19 protein-coding genes are annotated in these 16,778 nt (G+C 61.6%); 9 read left to right on the forward strand and 10 right to left on the reverse strand.

What is annotated here, in order from left to right; all coding sequences use genetic code 11:
• The first annotated feature begins 11 nt into the window (after positions 1–11).
• The 6 genes from METH_RS07620 (at position 12) to METH_RS07645 (ending at position 3,194) form a co-directional block, all read left to right on the forward strand.
• Positions 12–365 carry an Mth938-like domain-containing protein gene (locus METH_RS07620; protein WP_024089862.1) on the forward strand — a complete coding sequence of 118 codons (354 nt, stop codon included), beginning with the start codon at positions 12–14 and terminating at the stop codon, positions 363–365.
• 87 nt (positions 366–452) lie between these two features.
• Entirely contained in the window at positions 453–1,067 is a 615-nt protein-coding gene (gene ccmA / locus METH_RS07625) for a heme ABC exporter ATP-binding protein CcmA (RefSeq protein ID WP_024089863.1), read from the forward strand.
• On the forward strand, positions 1,064–1,720 hold the full coding sequence (gene ccmB / locus METH_RS07630; protein ID WP_024089864.1) for a heme exporter protein CcmB: 657 nt from the start codon (positions 1,064–1,066) through the stop codon (positions 1,718–1,720). Before ccmA ends, ccmB begins: the two co-directional genes overlap by 4 nt.
• Positions 1,721–1,775: 55 nt before the next feature.
• A complete protein-coding gene (locus METH_RS07635; protein ID WP_024089865.1) occupies positions 1,776–2,507 on the forward strand; it encodes a heme ABC transporter permease in 732 nt (243 codons plus the stop codon).
• Positions 2,507–2,662 carry a heme exporter protein CcmD gene (ccmD, locus tag METH_RS07640; protein ID WP_044008360.1) on the forward strand — a complete coding sequence of 52 codons (156 nt, stop codon included), beginning with the start codon at positions 2,507–2,509 and terminating at the stop codon, positions 2,660–2,662. Before METH_RS07635 ends, ccmD begins: the two co-directional genes overlap by 1 nt.
• The gene (locus METH_RS07645) at positions 2,655–3,194 is read left to right on the forward strand and encodes a DsbE family thiol:disulfide interchange protein (protein WP_024089867.1); all 540 of its coding nucleotides are present in this window, start codon (positions 2,655–2,657) and stop codon (positions 3,192–3,194) included. The genes ccmD and METH_RS07645 overlap by 8 nt, the downstream gene beginning before the upstream one ends.
• A 15-nt stretch (positions 3,195–3,209) precedes the next feature.
• Here METH_RS07645 and METH_RS07650 read toward each other — a convergent pair whose 3' ends face one another.
• The 4 genes from METH_RS07650 to acnA form a co-directional block, all read right to left on the reverse strand.
• Entirely contained in the window at positions 3,210–3,416 is a 207-nt protein-coding gene (locus METH_RS07650) for a hypothetical protein (protein WP_024089868.1), read from the reverse strand.
• A gap of 72 nt (positions 3,417–3,488) precedes the next feature.
• A complete protein-coding gene (locus tag METH_RS07655) occupies positions 3,489–3,827 on the reverse strand; it encodes a DOPA 4,5-dioxygenase family protein (RefSeq protein WP_024089869.1) in 339 nt (112 codons plus the stop codon).
• 126 nt (positions 3,828–3,953) lie between these two features.
• The gene (locus METH_RS07660; protein WP_024089870.1) at positions 3,954–4,238 is read right to left on the reverse strand and encodes an antibiotic biosynthesis monooxygenase; all 285 of its coding nucleotides are present in this window, start codon (positions 4,236–4,238) and stop codon (positions 3,954–3,956) included.
• 700 nt (positions 4,239–4,938) lie between these two features.
• Entirely contained in the window at positions 4,939–7,713 is a 2,775-nt protein-coding gene (acnA, locus tag METH_RS07665; protein ID WP_024089871.1) for an aconitate hydratase AcnA, read from the reverse strand.
• A gap of 234 nt (positions 7,714–7,947) precedes the next feature.
• Between acnA and METH_RS07670 the strand changes: the two genes are divergently transcribed.
• Entirely contained in the window at positions 7,948–8,649 is a 702-nt protein-coding gene (locus tag METH_RS07670; RefSeq protein WP_024089872.1) for a DUF1223 domain-containing protein, read from the forward strand.
• Positions 8,650–8,658: 9 nt separating this feature from the next.
• Here METH_RS07670 and METH_RS07675 read toward each other — a convergent pair whose 3' ends face one another.
• From METH_RS07675 to purB, 4 genes are all read right to left on the reverse strand, one after another.
• A complete protein-coding gene (locus METH_RS07675; protein ID WP_024089873.1) occupies positions 8,659–9,591 on the reverse strand; it encodes a lysophospholipid acyltransferase family protein in 933 nt (310 codons plus the stop codon).
• Between the two features lie 135 nt (positions 9,592–9,726).
• The gene (locus METH_RS07680) at positions 9,727–10,833 is read right to left on the reverse strand and encodes a flagellar motor switch protein FliG (RefSeq protein WP_024089874.1); all 1,107 of its coding nucleotides are present in this window, start codon (positions 10,831–10,833) and stop codon (positions 9,727–9,729) included.
• A gap of 74 nt (positions 10,834–10,907) precedes the next feature.
• Positions 10,908–11,441, reverse strand: coding sequence for a tetratricopeptide repeat protein (locus METH_RS07685; RefSeq protein ID WP_024089875.1), 534 nt, complete (start codon positions 11,439–11,441; stop codon positions 10,908–10,910).
• Between the two features lie 163 nt (positions 11,442–11,604).
• Positions 11,605–12,909 carry an adenylosuccinate lyase gene (gene purB / locus METH_RS07690; protein WP_024089876.1) on the reverse strand — a complete coding sequence of 435 codons (1,305 nt, stop codon included), beginning with the start codon at positions 12,907–12,909 and terminating at the stop codon, positions 11,605–11,607.
• 157 nt (positions 12,910–13,066) lie between these two features.
• Here purB and METH_RS07695 point away from each other — a divergent pair, with 157 nt between their 5' ends.
• The gene (locus METH_RS07695; RefSeq protein WP_156927462.1) at positions 13,067–13,219 is read left to right on the forward strand and encodes a hypothetical protein; all 153 of its coding nucleotides are present in this window, start codon (positions 13,067–13,069) and stop codon (positions 13,217–13,219) included.
• A 253-nt stretch (positions 13,220–13,472) separates the two neighbouring features.
• On the opposite strand, the gene METH_RS07700 is transcribed toward METH_RS07695, so the two are convergent.
• Positions 13,473–14,708: a bifunctional alpha/beta hydrolase/OsmC family protein gene (locus tag METH_RS07700; protein ID WP_024089878.1), complete on the reverse strand. Its 1,236-nt coding sequence runs from the start codon at positions 14,706–14,708 to the stop codon at positions 13,473–13,475.
• A 312-nt stretch (positions 14,709–15,020) separates the two neighbouring features.
• On the opposite strand from METH_RS07700, the gene METH_RS23845 reads away from it, so the two are divergent.
• Positions 15,021–15,167 (forward strand): hypothetical protein, encoded by a 147-nt coding sequence (locus METH_RS23845; RefSeq protein ID WP_024089879.1) that lies wholly within the window; start codon positions 15,021–15,023, stop codon positions 15,165–15,167.
• 70 nt (positions 15,168–15,237) lie between these two features.
• Here METH_RS23845 and dddP read toward each other — a convergent pair whose 3' ends face one another.
• On the reverse strand, positions 15,238–16,581 hold the full coding sequence (dddP, locus tag METH_RS07710; RefSeq protein WP_024089880.1) for a dimethylsulfonioproprionate lyase DddP: 1,344 nt from the start codon (positions 16,579–16,581) through the stop codon (positions 15,238–15,240).
• Positions 16,582–16,778: the final 197 nt, after the last annotated feature.

The following is a 16,778-nucleotide window of genomic DNA, read 5'->3' on the forward strand; positions in this document are numbered from 1 at the left end:
AGGATCCCCGAATGCGCTTGAATGAAGTGAGCTATACGGACGCACAGCCGGTTGATGGCTATGGTGCAGGGTTCTTCCGCATCGGCGGGAAGGTGCATCAGGGGGCGGTGCTGACCTCGGCCGCGGGGACTGCGGCTTGGGGCGGTTATGCGGATGCCGAGCCGTTGCTGGCGCTGGCAGGGGAGATCGACGTGCTGTTCATAGGAACCGGCGCGGAGATTGCCCATATCCCGGCGGAGCTGCGCAAGGCGCTGGAGGGGGCCGGTCTGGGGGTCGAGGTGATGAACTCCCCTGCGGCCTGCCGCACCTATAATGTGCTGCTGTCCGAGGGGCGCCGGATTGCCATGGCGGCGCTGGCGGTCTGACTTTCTGAAGATGTGTTTTACCTGCCGCAAAGCGGGCTGCGGCTGAATGGTTTTTGATGCGCGGGCACAACGGGATAAGCGAACTTCATGACATTGACTGTAACGGATCTGAGCGTGGCGCGCGGCGGCATTCCGGTGCTGGAGTCCGTGGACTTTGCGCTGGATTCCGGCAAGGCGCTGATCCTGCGCGGCCCCAATGGCATTGGCAAGACCACGCTGCTGCGCACCGTCGCCGGGCTGCAGCCGCCGCTGAAAGGCCGGGTCGAGGGGGCCGAGGATCAGATCGCCTATGCCGCACATTCCGACGGGCTGAAGCCGACGCTGACAGTGGCCGAGAACCTGACCTTCTGGGCCAGCGTCTTTGGCCGCAATGGGATCGAACAGGCGCTGGACGGGTTTGATCTGCAAGGATTGCGTGACCGGCAGGCGGGGGCGCTGTCGGCCGGGCAGAAACGCCGCTTGGGCCTCAGCCGGATGCTGGTCACCGGGCGGCCCATCTGGATCATGGACGAACCGACGGTAAGTCTTGACAAATCTTCGGTTGAGACGTTCGCGGACGTTGTGCGGGCGCATCTGGGGCAGGGCGGATCTGCCTTAATTGCCACCCATATCGATCTGGGGCTGGAGGCTGAGGTGATGGATGTCGGCCCCTACAAAGCCAAGCCGCACGACATTGACGATTTTGACGGAGGCTTCCTGTGATTGCGCTTCTGATGCGGGATCTGAAGCTCGCTTTCCGCGCGGGCGGCGGCTTTGGGCTGGGCCTTGCGTTCTTCCTGATCGTGACTGTCATGGTGCCGTTTTCCGTTGGCCCGCAGTCCGAGCTTCTGGCCCGTATTGCGCCGGGTGTGTTGTGGCTGGGCGCGCTGCTGGCCTGCCTCTTGTCGCTGGACCGGCTTCTGGCGCTGGATTGGGAGGACGGCTCGCTCGACCTACTGGCCACTGCACCGCTGCCGCTGGAAAGCACCGTGACAATCAAGGCGCTGGCCCATTGGATCACAACCGGCCTGCCGCTGGTGATGGCAGCACCGGTGCTGGGGCTGCTGCTGAGCCTGCCTGTTTCGGGGTTCCTGTGGCTGGTGGTCTCGTTGCTGCTGGGCACCCCGGCGCTGAGCGTGATCGGCACCTTTGGCGCCGCTCTGACCGTGGGGTTGAAGCGCGGCGGCCTGCTGATGTCATTGCTGGTGATGCCGCTGTACGTGCCGACGCTGATATTCGGCTCCGAAGTGGCCCGCCGCGGGGCGGAAGGAATGACAGTACAGACACCGCTTCTGATGCTGGCGGGAATCTCCGCCGCCTCCATCGCTTTGCTGCCGTTCGCCAGCGCCGCCGTGCTGCGCGTCAATTTGCGCTGACCGAATGCCTGCCCCGTGAATTGAGAAACCCGAGAACAAGAGCTAAATAGCCAACATGTCGATCTGGGAATACGCCAACCCGAAGAAGTTCCTGGCCACCACAGAAAAGGTGATGCCGGCCTTATGGGTCAGCTCAGCGGTACTGATTGCTGCGGGGTTGATCTGGGGATTTTTCTTCACGCCTGACGATTACCGCCAAGGCTCCACCGTCAAGATCATCTTCCTGCATGTACCCTCGGCGCTGATGGCGATAAACGCCTGGTTCATGATGCTGGTCACTTCGCTGGTCTGGGTGATCCGCCGCCACCACGTCAGCGCGCTGGCCGCCCGTGCCGCCGCCCCTGTGGGCATTGTCATGACCGTGATCGCGCTGATCACCGGCGCGATCTGGGGCCAGCCGATGTGGGGCACCTGGTGGGCCTGGGATCCGCGGCTGACGTCCTTCCTCGTGCTGTTCCTGTTTTACCTCGGCTACATCGCCCTGTGGGAGGCGATCGACAATCCTGACACTGCGGCTGACCTCACCTCAATCCTGTGTCTGGTCGGTTCGGTCTTTGCCGTGCTCAGCCGCTATGCTGTCAACTTCTGGAACCAGGGGTTGCACCAGGGCGCATCGCTGTCGCTCGACAAAAAGGAGAACGTGGCCGATGCGTTTTCCAACCCGCTGTATGTCTGCATGGCAGGATTTGTGCTGTTGTTCATCGCCTTGGTGTTCTACCGCACCGGAACTGAAATCCGCGCCCGCCGCATCAAGGCATTGATGGCGCGTGAACGGCTGGAGGCCTGATGCCCGATCTTGGAAAATACGCCGATACTGTGCTGTCGGCCTATAGCGCCTCGCTGCTGCTGCTGCTGGCGCTGGTGGTGCTGACAATCCTGCGCGGCCGAAAGGTGCGCCGGGAGATGGAAACATTGGAAAGCCGGGTGAAACGCAATGGCTAAAATCTCACCGCTGATGGCGGTCCCCGGAGTTGTGTTCGCCGGTTTTGTCGGTCTCGCCCTGGTGGGCATGTTCCGCGAGGATCCCGACAGCCTGCCGTCCGCGCGCGAAGGCCAGACTGCACCGCCGGTGGTGCTGGAAGAATTCCCGGGCAAGGAGTTGTTCAGCGACGCTACCCTGCGCGATGGCAATGTGAAGCTGGTGAATTACTGGGCCAGCTGGTGCGCGCCCTGCCGGGCCGAGCATCCGAACCTGGAGGCGCTGTCCAAGGAAGGTGTCCCGGTCTATGGCGTCAACTATAAGGATCAGCTGGCCAACGCCGCGTCCTTTTTGGACGAGCTCGGCGATCCCTACACAGCGATCGGCCGGGATGAGAAGGGCCGAATGGCGATCGACTGGGGCCTGTACGGCGTGCCGGAAACCTATGTGGTGGACGGCGAAGGCAAGATCGTGCTGCGTTGGGCCGGTCCGATCACCCAGCGGGTGATCGAAAACACCCTGCGTCCGGCGATGGAAAAGGCGGCGGGTCAGTAGACGGGCGTCAGCACTTTAGCCAGGGTCATGCAGGGCGATGCCGCGGACGCCCGGCTCCATTGACAATAGTGCATAGAAAAGCTGGAGCTCTTTCTGCCTGGAAGGCCGCAACAAATACCCGCTGAAAGCCTTCGCACTGCTCCACCGTCTTTTCATAATGCCGGTCTGCCCGTTATATTTACCGGGCAGCGGGTGCAATTGAATGATCTTGGCTTCCGCCACAAAAGCTCGATAAGCAGCAGGCAGGGCCAGCTTGACGGGCCTTTGGAAACCTCCGGAAAATTCACGGAAGCGTCAGCTGAAAATGCTGAGGTCCAGAGTGAGACCTGTTCCCAGCCAGATGGCGTGATCCCGATGATCCGCCAAGGCGTCGCCGGTTTCCGGATGGGCAAAGACGATCAGGCCATCGCGGTTTAATGCCAGCCAAGGCAGCAGCTTGGAAAACTGCTCCGGGCTGGCCGCCAGTTGGCAAGACCACCTGGGATGCGGCCCGACAGGTTTTTCATGCATGCGCCCCATCTCCGCGCCGAAGAGCTCAGCGGCATGCTGGCAAAGCGCGCGGGCCTGGGCAGCGGTGTGTTCATCAAAATAGATGTGGGCGTGATAGCCGGTGATGCTGTCTGTGTGTTTCATTCCGCCATTATTTCCGGTGCGACTGTGCAAGGCAATCAGCAGATTGCGAACAGCCCCTGTGCAGCGCAAGGCTGAACCCGGCGGCGCGGGGGACGATGACAAACTGTCAAAGCGAGGGGCGGCCTCTCATGGCACCGAGAAAGTTCTGAAATCCTGTTCCCGCCGCATGGTGGCGCTGCGGGCATCCAAATCGCCGCGTTCGGCACGCCAGGTCAAGTAGCGCTCCAAATGGTCATTCGATTCCCATAGGTGGAAAACAGCAATTTCAAAACGCTCGCGGTTAATGCCGGCATGGGCTTCGATGCAGCCAGGAAAGCACCGGGTATCCGGAAGCATCTTCAGAACCGCCTCGACATGTTCGTCAAATGTGTCCGCATCCGGGTAAACGACTGTTATCACGGCTTCTTTCATGTCTTCAAGCCCGGCCTCTGAAGTGCTGTCGCGTGGGATAAAAGGTGCATCCAGGACTATTATTTACATGTCTGGACCGGGTGGTACAGCAGGTATTGCCGCCAGGAGAGTATCGCCTGGATTGTGGGCGTACCTTGCCGTTAAAGGGCTGGAATCCAATCGCAGTTTCTACCATGCAAGTGGGGGATGGCTCATAAGCATGAGGCATACGGGAGCGGAAAAAGGCAGTTCTGCTCAGCTGAAAATTGCACGTGCAGCGAAGGCGGGGAGAGACAAAACGCCGCCTGAGTTCGCCGAAGTGCCGCTGGCATGAACTGCTAACAGGCAAGTTAAAGCCCGCGAAGCCGGCGGTATCCTTCGGTTGAACAAATCAGCCGAGTGCACGACCTTCCTGGCCCCTACAGAGCTGATGTTTCTGCAGACCAACACAGTCCGCTACGGCCTCGAGCGCTATCCGCAAGGGCTGGATATGTACGAAAGGTATTCACAGATTTCCCGGCTGCAGCTGGGGATGGTGAATGGCTGCGTGATTGATCCGGTTGTCTTCAACGGGCCGATGTCCGAACTGCAGGCAGCTGGCGCGATTGCAGAGATCCCGCGCAGAAGACCCTCGCGCGCAATAACCGGGATTATTCGCTGCAACCTTGAGGTAAAAAAAGGCGCCCGTTGGGGCGCCCTTTCAGATTTTGGCTTAACAGCCTTACGACTTGGCCAGGTTGCGCAGCACGTAGTGCAGCACGCCGCCATGTTCGATGTATTCGATCTCCGGCGCGGTATCGATCCGGCACTTCAGCGTGATGGTCTTGGCGGTGCCATCGGCAAAAGTGATGTCGCAGGGCACGTCCTGCTGCGGCTCGATGGTGTCCAGACCGCGGATCGAAACGGTTTCCTCCCCGGTGAGGCCCAGCGACTTGCGGGTGTCGCCGCCGGTGAATTCGAACGGGATCACACCCATGCCGACCAGGTTCGAGCGGTGGATGCGTTCGAAGCTTTCGGCGATCACGGCCTTGACGCCCAGCAGAGCGGTGCCCTTGGCCGCCCAGTCGCGCGACGAGCCCGCGCCATACTGTTCACCACCGAACACCACCAGTGGCGTGCCTGCTTCCTGATGCGCCATCGAGGCCTCATAGATGGAGGTCTGTTCGCCATTGGGGCCTTTGGTGTAGCCGCCCTCAACGCCGTCCAGCATCTCGTTCTTGATGCGGATGTTGGCAAAAGTGCCGCGCATCATGATCTCGTGGTTTCCGCGGCGCGAGCCATAGGAGTTGAACTCACGCGGCTGCACCTGGCGCTCCAGCAGATACTGGCCGGCCGGGGTGGTGGTGGCAAAGGAACCTGCAGGCGAGATGTGGTCCGTGGTGACCATATCGCCCAAAACCGCCAGAACCTTGGCGCCCTCGATGTTTGAGATGGTGCCCGGTTCGGTGCCCATGCCCTGGAAGTAGGGCGGGTTCTGAATGTAGGTCGAATGTGCGGGCCAGTCATAGGTTTCCGCGTCGGTGATCTCAACCGCCTGCCACTTTTCGTCGCCCTTGAATACATCGGCGTATTTCGACTGGAAGGCCTCGCGGGTCACGGTCTGCTCGACCAGATCTGCGATTTCCTTCTGCGTCGGCCAGATGTCCTTGAGGAAGACGTCGTTGCCATCCTTGTCCTGGCCCAGCGGTGCGGTGGTGATGTCGACATTCATGTCGCCGACCAGCGCATAGGCCACAACCAGCGGCGGCGAGGCCAGGTAGTTGGCGCGCACGTCCGGCGAGATCCGGCCTTCGAAGTTGCGGTTGCCCGACAGCACCGACACGCCGATCAGATCATGATCGTTGATGCATTTCGAAATTTCCTCGGCCAGCGGACCGGAATTGCCGATGCAGGTGGTGCATCCGTAGCCGACCAGGTTGAAGCCGATGGCATCCAGGTCCTTCTGCAGGTCCGCCGCTTCGAGATACTCGGACACCACCTGCGAACCCGGTGCCAGCGAGGTCTTGACCCAAGGCTTGCGGGTCAGGCCCAGTTCGTGCGCCTTTTTCGCCACCAGGCCCGCACCGATCATCACGTAGGGATTCGAGGTGTTGGTGCAGGAGGTGATCGAGGCAATCACGATCGAGCCGTCGTGCAGCTGGTAATTGCCGTTTTCGGTGGTGACGTAGCCCAGCTTGTGGTGGCCTTCGTTTCCGGGGATTTCCTGCGGCTCGGGCTGGCCGCCCTCGGCCTCCCAGCGGCCCTCGGCGCGGGCGCTTGCGTCCTTGGCGCTGCGCTGGCCTTCCACATATTTGTGGAAAGTGGCCGCGGCAGCGTCCAGCGCGATATAGTCCTGCGGCCGTTTCGGGCCGGAGATCGCGGGCACGATGGATCCCATGTCGAGGCTCAGGGTGTCGGTGTAGATCGGGTTGTAGGTCTCGTCGCGCCAGAAACCGTTTTCCTTGGCATAGGCCTCGACCAGCGCGATGCGGTCCTCGTCGCGGCCGGTGTTGCGCAAGTATCGGATGGTTTCGGCGTCGATCGGAAAGAAGCCGCAGGTGGCGCCGTATTCCGGCGCCATGTTGGCGATGGTTGCCCGGTCGGCCAGCGGCAGCTTGTCGAGGCCGGAGCCGTAGAATTCGACGAACTTGCCGACCACGCCCAGCTCACGCAGCATTTCCACGACCTTCAGAACCAGGTCGGTGCCGGTGGTGCCTTCAGTCATCTCGCCGGTCAGTTCGAACCCGACAACCTCGGGGATCAGCATCGAGATCGGCTGGCCAAGCATCGCCGCCTCGGCCTCGATACCGCCAACGCCCCAGCCCAGAACGGCCGCGCCGTTGACCATGGTGGTGTGGCTGTCGGTGCCGACCAGGGTGTCGGGATAGGCGACTTCATTGCCGTTCTGATCGACGTCGGTCCAGACCGTCTGGGCCAGGTATTCCAGGTTCACCTGGTGGCAGATGCCGGTGCCCGGCGGCACAACGCGGAAGTTGTCGAACGCGGTCTGGCCCCATTTCAGGAACTGGTAGCGCTCCATGTTGCGCTCGTATTCGCGGTCGACGTTCATCTGGAACGCGCGCGGGTTGCCGAACTCGTCGATCATCACCGAGTGGTCGATCACCAGGTCGACGGGAACCAGCGGGTTGATCTTGGCGGCCGAGCCTTTCAGGCCGACGATGCCGTCGCGCATGGCAGCCAGGTCCACAACGGCGGGAACACCGGTGAAGTCCTGCATCAGCACACGGGCCGGGCGGTAGGCAATCTCGCGCGGGTTCTTGCCGCCCTTTTCGGCCCATTCACCGAACGCCTTGATGTCATCAGTGGAGACGGAAAAGCCGCCGTCCTCGAAGCGCAGCATGTTTTCCAGCACGACCTTCAGCGCGGCCGGCAGTCTGGAGAAATCGCCAAAGCCGGCTTCGGTGGCTGCGGGGATGGAGTAAAAAGAGATCGACTTGCCGTTGACGCTGAGCGTTTTGCGCGCTTTGGCATTGTCCTGTCCGACGGTGATAGGCATGTTTGGCCTCCCTCAAGGATTTGAAATCGGGGAATTCGCTGCCAGCTAAATGCATGAGGACGATTAAGCATTCAATAGCCCAATCGCCGCAGGGGGCACTTTTGTATGCAATAGTACACATTTTTTCCGGTGCAACGCCGCTTACATTGTTCAAACCCGGCTCAACAATGATTGATTAGCGTATCTGCAGGCACAGCATTAGACCAGAAGCCTAATAAACGCAGCGGGCGATTCATGAAAATTCTGACGTCGATAGCAGCATCTTTGGCACTGGCCTTGCCGGTATACGGCCAATCGGCTGCGGAACCCGTGGTGGTGGAGCTTTATACGTCGCAGGGGTGTTCGTCCTGCCCGCCCGCCGATGCACTGCTGCATGAGCTGGCTGCGCGCAAGGATGTGCTGCCGCTGGCATTGCACGTGGATTACTGGGATTACATCGGCTGGAAGGATCAGTTCGCCAAGCCGTCCCATGCCAAGCGGCAAAAAGGCTATGCGCATGCGGGTGGCCGCAGGATGATCTATACGCCGCAAATGATCATCATGGGCCAGGATGATGTGGTCGGCGCCGATGCCATGAAGGTGGCCGACGCTATTGGCAAACACCAGTCGCAGCCGCGCCCGGTGTCGCTGTCGGTCGAACGGAACGGCGAGGATCTGGTGATCCGGCTGCAGCCACGGGTGCAGATGGGGGATGCGAGGCTGCTGGTGCAGCTGGTGCGCTACACGCCCGAACGGATCGTCACTATCACCCGCGGTGAACTGGCGGGCAAGACCTTGAGCTATGCCAATGTGGTGGAAGACTGGCAAATCTCTGCGGAATGGGACGGGGCAGGGGATCTGGAATTATCTGTCCCGGTGCCGGGAAGCAGGCCCGCTGCCGTATTGGTGCAAGAGGCGCCCTTTGGCCGTATCATTGCCGCTGCCCGCGCCGAGTAGCAACTTGCATCAGCCCGCTTCGGGATTTGCCTTCCTGCCGGGTTTGGATACCGGCACAAAGGGTTTCCAGCGACGGTGGATCCAGAACCATTGGCCGGTGTGCTTGCGTACGATGGCTTCCAGATCCGCGCTCAAGGATTTGGTCATGGTGAGCGGATCGGAATGCGGGATCTCAGTGCTCATCACGATCTCAAAGTCCAGACCGTTGTCCTGGCGTACCGCATAGACGGGGATCACAGCGGCGCCGAATTTCAGCGCCAGTTCGGCCGGCACGGTGGAAGTGACTGCAGGCTTGCCGAAAAAATCGATCAGCTCTCCGCCCTGGGCGTGCAGATCGGTAACGATGGCCGCGATGCCGCCCTTTTTCAGATGCCGGACCAGCTCGACCATGCCGCGCTTGCCCTGCTCGAACAGGGGTTCTCCGTTACCCTTGATGGCGGCAACATAGTGGTCATTGAAATAGGGGTTGGCCATCCGGCGGTATAGCGCGCCCATCTCGAAACCGCGGGCGAACAGAGCCGCCCGGGCAGCGTCATAATTACCGAAATGAGCCGTCGCCAGCAGCACCGGGCGCCCTGCCGCCCGGGCCTCTTCCAGCGCTTTCAGGCCAGGGCCGGTGATGGGTGCTGCCTTGGCGCGGTCGTGAAAGGGGGCGCCGGCATAGATTTCGGCAATCATCCGGCCCGCATTGTTGCTGACGTCGCGGTACAGAGTGTCCGGATCGATTTCTGACAGCTCGGGGCTGACAAGATCCAGGTTGGTGCGCACCCGCTTGTCGAACCCGGCCAGCCGGCCCATCACCGTCACCAGCCGGCCCATCAAGGGTACTCTCAGCCGATAGGGGATCAGCCGCGTGCAGACCAGCAGCCCGCGCAGAAACAGGTTGCTGCCATAATATTTGACATGGCTCCAGGTGGAGAGCTCGGAAGGATCTACAGGCATGGCGTCTGGATGGCTGCGGCGCGGAAATGCGCCCGGAAGCCCGCATCATACGCAGCCGGAACGGCAGGTACAAGCAGCTCGCAGGCGCGGGCAGAATGGGCCGCGCAGCTGCCGCGCCGGAAAAAGCGGCGGACTTTAGCCGTCTTCCTCCTCATCCTCGTCGGATTTCAGCTCAAACTCGCCAATGGCCACAAGATCCCTCATTGCCGAGATGATCATGCTGAACGCAGCCTCGCCATCGCTGCGTTTGACTCTGCCGCGCTCTCTCACTTCCTCTCGGATGTTATCGGCCATCCGGCTGGACATGTTCTTGAGCAGGAATTCGTTGGTCGCAACATCTTCCTCGTCGGTGGCAAAGGCCATGGCCGTGACCAGATCCGGCTGAGACAGCACCCGCATCAACTTGGGCACATCGATCGGGTGCATCCGTTTGCCGATCAACGCGTAGGTGAAGATCGCTTTGCGCACCGTGGTGGCAAAATCCACGTCTTCTTCGTCCAGCGCCGTCAGCACCTCGTCCCGTTTGGCTGCGGCGGCTTCGGTCAGAATGCCGCCAAGACGCTGGCCCGGGGTTTCATCAAAGGCGAGATCGGGCCGGGCTTCGACCTGAGCGGCAAGCGACAGGCCGATCCGGTCCACGGTGTCTGGCGTGACGTTGGCGGTGTGGCTGACGGCATAGGTGATGCGGCGGGCAATCGGGCCGGGCAGATGCACCAGCATTTGCGCGGCCTTGGCGGTGTCCAGTTTGGACAGCAGAACGGCGGCCACTTCGGTGCTTTCCGCCTCGGCCAACCCGGCCAGGTCTTCGGGCGGCAGCTGTTTCAAGCGTTCCCAGGGATCGCCGAACTGGCGCACGCCCGCTTCCTTGCGCAGGCGGCTGTGGGTGTGGCGGCTGATCTTGCCTTGCATCGCGTTCAGCGCGCCGGCCAGGCCATTGGGGAAATGCAGGCCGATATTGTCCAGCAGATCGGCAAATTCGCCCGCAACCGCGTTCAGCGTGTCACGGTCGACAATGCTCATCTTACCCATCTGCTGGGTCAGTTCCAGCTGCAGGTCGTCCGGCAGCTCCTCCAGCGGGATTTCCGCGCCTTCATTCAGCAGCAGCCGGACGATGATTGCGGCTTTGGCCTTGCCGCTCAGCCCGCTGCCGCCCCCTGTGCCCAATGGGGCCGGGGCTCCGAACCCGCCCAGAACCGGCCCGCCTGAAGCCATCGGAAGCGCCAGCATGTTGTCTTGAGGCATTCTCGCACCCTACCAAAGATTCTTCTCAATCATGGAGGCCAGGATACGCCGCAAGCCGTAAAGAAAGGCTGAAGCTAGTAGCTGTAGGATGCACCTGTTTCCAAGGCGTTGCGCAGCGATGCTTCGGCCCAGCTGCCGTTGCCGCCCCGTGCTCTGATCTCTTTCCACTGTATCAGGGCTGCGCCGTATTTGCCCTGTTCCACAAGGCCCTGACCCATGTACGAACGGGCAAGTATATTATTCGGATTCCGCTTTAATGCTTGGTCATAATAGGCTTGCGCCAGTTCCAGATTCCCGAGTTTACGGTGCGTAAAGCCCCAGTAGGTCAGCACCAGAGAGTCCTGCTGGTCCGGCATCGCGCTGAGCACCGCCTGAGCGTCTTGCTGGCGGCCGGCATAGGCCAGCTCGCGCGCAGCATCCATCAGGCCCTGCTGGTTCAGGGAAGACTTCTTGGGCCGCACGCAGCGCTTCTTGTTTGCGTCCCAGACCCGCTTGCCCTTGCAGGTCTTGGTGGTTTCGGAGGGCTTCGGCGGGTTCCAGTCATTGCCGCCTGCGGCATTAGCCGTGATCGGCAGGGTCAACGCAGCGGCAAGAGCAAAAAAACGCATGTTGTGATCTCCTGGTGCATAGGGTCGTGATCAATGTACCCCTGCAACCCGCGGGCAGGCCAATTTTTTCATATCAAAAACGCGTTTGTGAAAATCTTCTGGTGCCAACAAAAAAACGCCCCGCCGGGATGGCGGGGCGCTGAAGGTGGTGAAACAGGCTGGCTTACTCGCCAAACACCCGCTTGAAGATCGTATCGACATGTTTGGTGTGATAGCCCATGTCGAATTTCTCGTTGATCGCTTCTTCACCCAGGGCGGCAACCACATCCGCATCCGCCAGCAGCAGTTCGCGGAAATCAACGCGGTCTTCCCAGACTTTCAGCGCGTTGCGCTGCACCATGGCATAGGCGTCCTCACGGCTGACACCCGCTTGGGTCAGCGCCAGAAGCACCCGCTGCGACATCACCAGGCCCGGGAATTTGTTCATGTTGTCCAGCATGTTCTCGGGGAACACCAGCATCTTGTCGATGACCCCCGCCAGGCGGTGCAGGGCGAAATCCAGGGTGACGGTGGCGTCGGGGCCGATGCCGCGTTCCACGGAGGAATGCGAGATGTCCCGTTCGTGCCACAGCGCCACGTTTTCCATCGCGGGGACAACGGTCATGCGGACCAGACGCGCCAGACCGGTCAGGTTTTCGGTCAGAACCGGGTTCTTCTTGTGCGGCATCGCCGAGGAGCCTTTCTGGCCCATCGAGAAGAATTCGGCGCCTTCCAGCACTTCGGTACGCTGCATGTGGCGGATTTCCACGGCAACGTTTTCGATCGAGGACGCAATGACGCCAAGGGTGGCAAAGAACATCGCATGGCGGTCGCGCGGGATCACCTGGGTGGAGATCGGCTCAGGCCGCAGGCCCAGCTGTTCGCAGACATGCTCTTCGACCGCCGGGTCGACATTGGCAAAGGTGCCCACCGCACCGGAGATCGCACCGGTGGCGACTTCCGCGCGGGCGGCGGCCAGGCGCTGCTTGTTGCGGTCCATCTCGGCGTAGAAACGGGCAAAGGTCAGACCCATCGTGGTGGGCTCGGCATGGATGCCGTGGCTGCGGCCGACGCGCACAGTGTCTTTGTGCTCCAGCGCGCGCTTTTTCAGCGCGGCGAGCAGCTTGTCCATGCCGTCCAGCAGGATGTCTGCGGCGCGCACCAGCTGCACGTTCAGGCAGGTGTCCAGCACGTCCGACGATGTCATGCCCTGATGCACAAAGCGGGCCTCGTCGCTGCCGACATGCTCAGCCAGATGGGTGAGAAAGGCGATCACGTCATGTTTGGTCACCGCTTCAATCTCGTCGATGCGGGCGACGTCGAATTCCACGTCCTTGGCTTTCCACACGGCGTCAGCGTTTTCGCGCGGGATCACGCCGAGGTTGGCCATCGCTTCGCAGGCATGGGCCTCGATCTCGTACCAGATCTTGAATTTGGTCTCAGGCGACCAGATGGCGACCATCTCGGGGCGGGCATAGCGGGGGATCATGGCGAAAGCACCTTTATGTGATTGTGCAGCAGATGCCCGGCCTCTTAGATCAGGAGCGGCAGGACAGCAAGGCTGCGAGACGGACATGAGGCAGATTGCCCGGATGATTGCGGTATCATTGCCCGTTTCACCGCTTGCGGCGCCGGAATGGCGGGCATTGAGCGAAGATGACGCGCAGGCAGCGCTGAAAGGGCGTGAACTTGTTTATGGAAGCAGCGCCTGGCAGGAGTTCCGGACCTCGGGCCGGACAGTGTGCAATGCCGGACGTGACAGCAGGGGCTATTGGGACGTGCGGGATGGAAAATACTGATCCACCTGGCCGCCGTCGGACCTATGGTCCTGTTTTGTCATAGAAAGCGATGGAGCGGCTGCGCGTTTTGTCGGCGAAAGCGGCGGCATCACCACTGGCCGTTTCTCTGACTAACAGCAAGTGCGTGCTCCCGCCTGCGCTGCGGTCTTCTGGCGAAGGCCTGCCACAGTTGGGCCCGGCGCCGGGCCCAAGTCCGCTGCCGTTGCAGGCTTACTGCAAAGGCCGGGCGCGGGAGGTGTCTGATTTTTCTAAGTTACCCAGTTGCCGCCTGAGTCGAGGTTTCCAGGTGTGTCACCACCTTGGCGCCGCTTTCCAAGGTCCGGTGCACCGGGCATTTGTCGGCAATCTCCATCAGCTTGGCCCGCTGTTCCCCGCTCAAAGGGCCGCACAGGTGGATCACCCGGGTGAACTGATCGATTTTGGCCGGTCCCGTCGGCTGGGCATCCTGGGCGTGGACCTTGTCATGGCTCACATCGACGCTGATCCCCTCCAGCGGCCAGCCCTTGCGGCGGGCGTACATCCGCAGAGTCATCGAGGTGCAGGCGCCCAGCCCCGCCGCCACGAAACCGTAGGGAGACATGCCCCGGTTGGTGCCGCCATAGGCCAGCGGTTCATCTGCATAAGTGTGGTGATAGGGACCGGATTGCACATCTTGCAGGAAACCCTCCGGGTCCGCCTCTGTCACCCGCAGGATGCCTTCGGGCGCACCGGGCGGCGGCGCGGGCGGGGTCATGCCGACATAGCGCCCGGCCCAGGCCGCAATTACCTCGGCGGCATATTCCGCATCCGCAGCACGGGTGATCAGGTGATCGGCATCATCCAGGGTGACAAAGCTCTTGGGGTGTTTCGCGGCGGTAAAGATCGAAGCCGCATTGTCGATGCTCACCGTTTCATCCCGCGGGGCATGCAGCACCAGCAGTGCGGCCTTCAGACCGGCAATTGCCGGCGCCAGCGCTTCGGCTTTTATGTCCTCGACAAACTCCTTGCCAATGATGAAAGGCCGCCCGCCCAGGCACACTTCCGCCCGGCCTTTGGCGTCAATTTCGGGCAAGGCAGCGTCGAAGTGGTGCGAAACATGGCTGGGATCGAACGGGGCACCCAGTGTCACCACGCCTTTGACAGACGGTATGCCGGCCCGTGCCCGCAGCACCGCCGCGCCGCCCAGAGAATGGCCGATCAGCAGCGACGGGGCCATGTCGCGGGAGGCCAGATACTGCGCCGCCATAATCAGATCCGCCACGTTGGAGCTGAAGGAGGTGTTCTCAAACTCTCCCTCTGAATGCCCCAGCCCGGTGAAATCAAACCGCAGTACTGCAATCCCCATCGCCGCCAGCCGCCCGGCAATCCGGCGCGCTGCCGGGATATCCTTGGAACAGGTAAAGCAATGGGCAAAGAGCGCTGTTGCTAGGACCGGTCCCTCGGGCAGGTCGAGCCGGGCGGCAAGGGTGTTTCCGGCATGGCCGGGAAAGGTGATGCGTTCAGCGGGCATGGGCGTGGCCTTTATTGGGTGTTCCGCCTAGATTGAGCGCTCATTGGGACTTGAACAAGGCGGCAGCCTGCAACGTCACGGGAAGGTGAAGGCAGATGAGCGCAAAGAGTCCGAACGGCAATGGCTGCGACACGCCGCAAGCGGCACGCGGTGGGCAGATGAGGCGGGGTTTGCGGGTATTTGCGATCGCGCGCCCTGGCCATTCGGCCGCAATCCTGAGACGGGCCTTGTTACCGGTTCAGCCTTTGCGATGCCGCGGGACATGACACGCGTTCTGCCGGCCCATCACCGGAAGCTGGTTTCTGGCTGCAATTGGGCGGTCATTACAACGGCATTGCCGACGCTCCCTTTGTGGCGCTGAAAGAAGCCTATGAGGAACGCGGACTAGCGCGGGGCTCCCATGCGCTGGCCTGGGTGCTGCATGAAAAACGCGCGCTGCTCTTAAGCGCAGGCGCCTGACGGTGCCGCGGGGAATCCCGGCCCCTTCTGAACAGGAGGGACCGGGACAGAAAGGACTGGCTAGCGGCGATCAGGCTTCGCCCAGCAGGCCCTTGTCGAACGGATATTTGGTCAGGTTCTCATAGCCGTCCTCGGTGATCAGCACCTGATCTTCCAGCTTGATCGAGAAATCGCCGCCCTCGGGGGAGATCAGCGCCTCGACACACAGCACCATGCCCGGCTCCAGTTCATAGTCGAAGGCGCCTTCGACCATCTGATCCGGGTAGGCGACCAGCGGCCATTCATCACAAAGGCCCACGCCGTGCATCATGCAGCCGTATTTCTGCTTCTGGAACTGCGGATCCAGCGGATGACAAGCCCTGGACAGGTCCTGAATGTTCATACCGGGCTTCAGCATCTCCATGTTGTGGCGTATATGCTCGACCCCGTGCTGCATGGCATAAACCATGTCGGCGCGCGGCTTCTCGTCTCCAATCCACCAGCTGCGCGAGATATCGATGCAGATCCCGTAAGAGCCGACCAGATCGGTGTCAAAGCTGATCATCTCGTTGTTCTGGATGATGCGCGGACCGCATTCCTGGAACCACGGGTTGGTGCGCGGGCCGGAGGCCAGCAACCGGGTTTCGATCCATTCGCCGCCGCGGCGAATGTTTTCGGCGTGAAGCACCGCCCAGACGTCGTCTTCCGAGATATTGCCGCCGGGCACCTGTTCGCGGGCAAACCGCTCCATTGCCGCTACGGCAGTTTCGCAGGCGTGGCTGGCGCAGCGCATGGCCAGAATCTCGTCCGGGCCTTTCACCGCGCGGCACTTCTCGGTCAACTCTTCGCCGGGGAGGATCTCCAGCCCTTGCGCCTCCAGCGCGCGCAGCCCGTGCAGCATGATCTTGTCTACCGCCAGGCGCTTGTTGCTGCCGCTGTGCTCTTCCAGCAGCTTACGGACCTCGTTGGAGAACACATCCGCTGCTGCATCCACCTTGTCGCCGCGGTCGAAATAGAACAGATCGGCGCCGGCGCGCTGTTCGCGCACAAGCGGGTTGAACTCGCTAAGGAACGGCGACTGCTTGTAGTCCCACAGCACCATATAGCCGTCGGCGCAAATCAGCAGGGCGCGGAACGGATTGTGCGTGTTCCACAGCTGCATATTGGTGCTGTCGGTAGCATAGCGGATGTTCAGCGGGTCAAACACCAGAAGGCCGGCATAGCCGCGGTCGTTGATGAACCGGGTCAGCCGCTCCCAGCGGAACTTGCGCATTGCCTGCAAGTCGGGCAGTTGCAGCCCGGCCTCGGCCCATTCGCCGAAAGCCAGCCGGGTCGGGCCGATCTCAACCCGGTCATTGTTGTTCGGCGTGTTGTCGCCCAGGTTGGCGCCGCGGGTCGGGTCGATTTTGCGGGTGTCGCGGTAATGCTCGTTCATGCGTGGCCTCCGTCGCTGCACAGGTCTGTCCAATGTGGCGGCGTCTGCCAGCGGAATCGCTGCAGAAAACGACGGGTTCTACAGTCGTTTCTGACCCATGCATGCCCCATGCTGCGCTTCGCAAAAAAATACTGCCGTGCTGGCCGGACGGCCATCGTGCCGCTGCAACGCGTTTTGATACCGTAAGCCGGAGCTGC

This window comes from Leisingera methylohalidivorans DSM 14336, from assembly GCF_000511355.1.
In the GTDB taxonomy this organism is placed as follows: Bacteria; Pseudomonadota; Alphaproteobacteria; order Rhodobacterales; family Rhodobacteraceae; genus Leisingera; species Leisingera methylohalidivorans.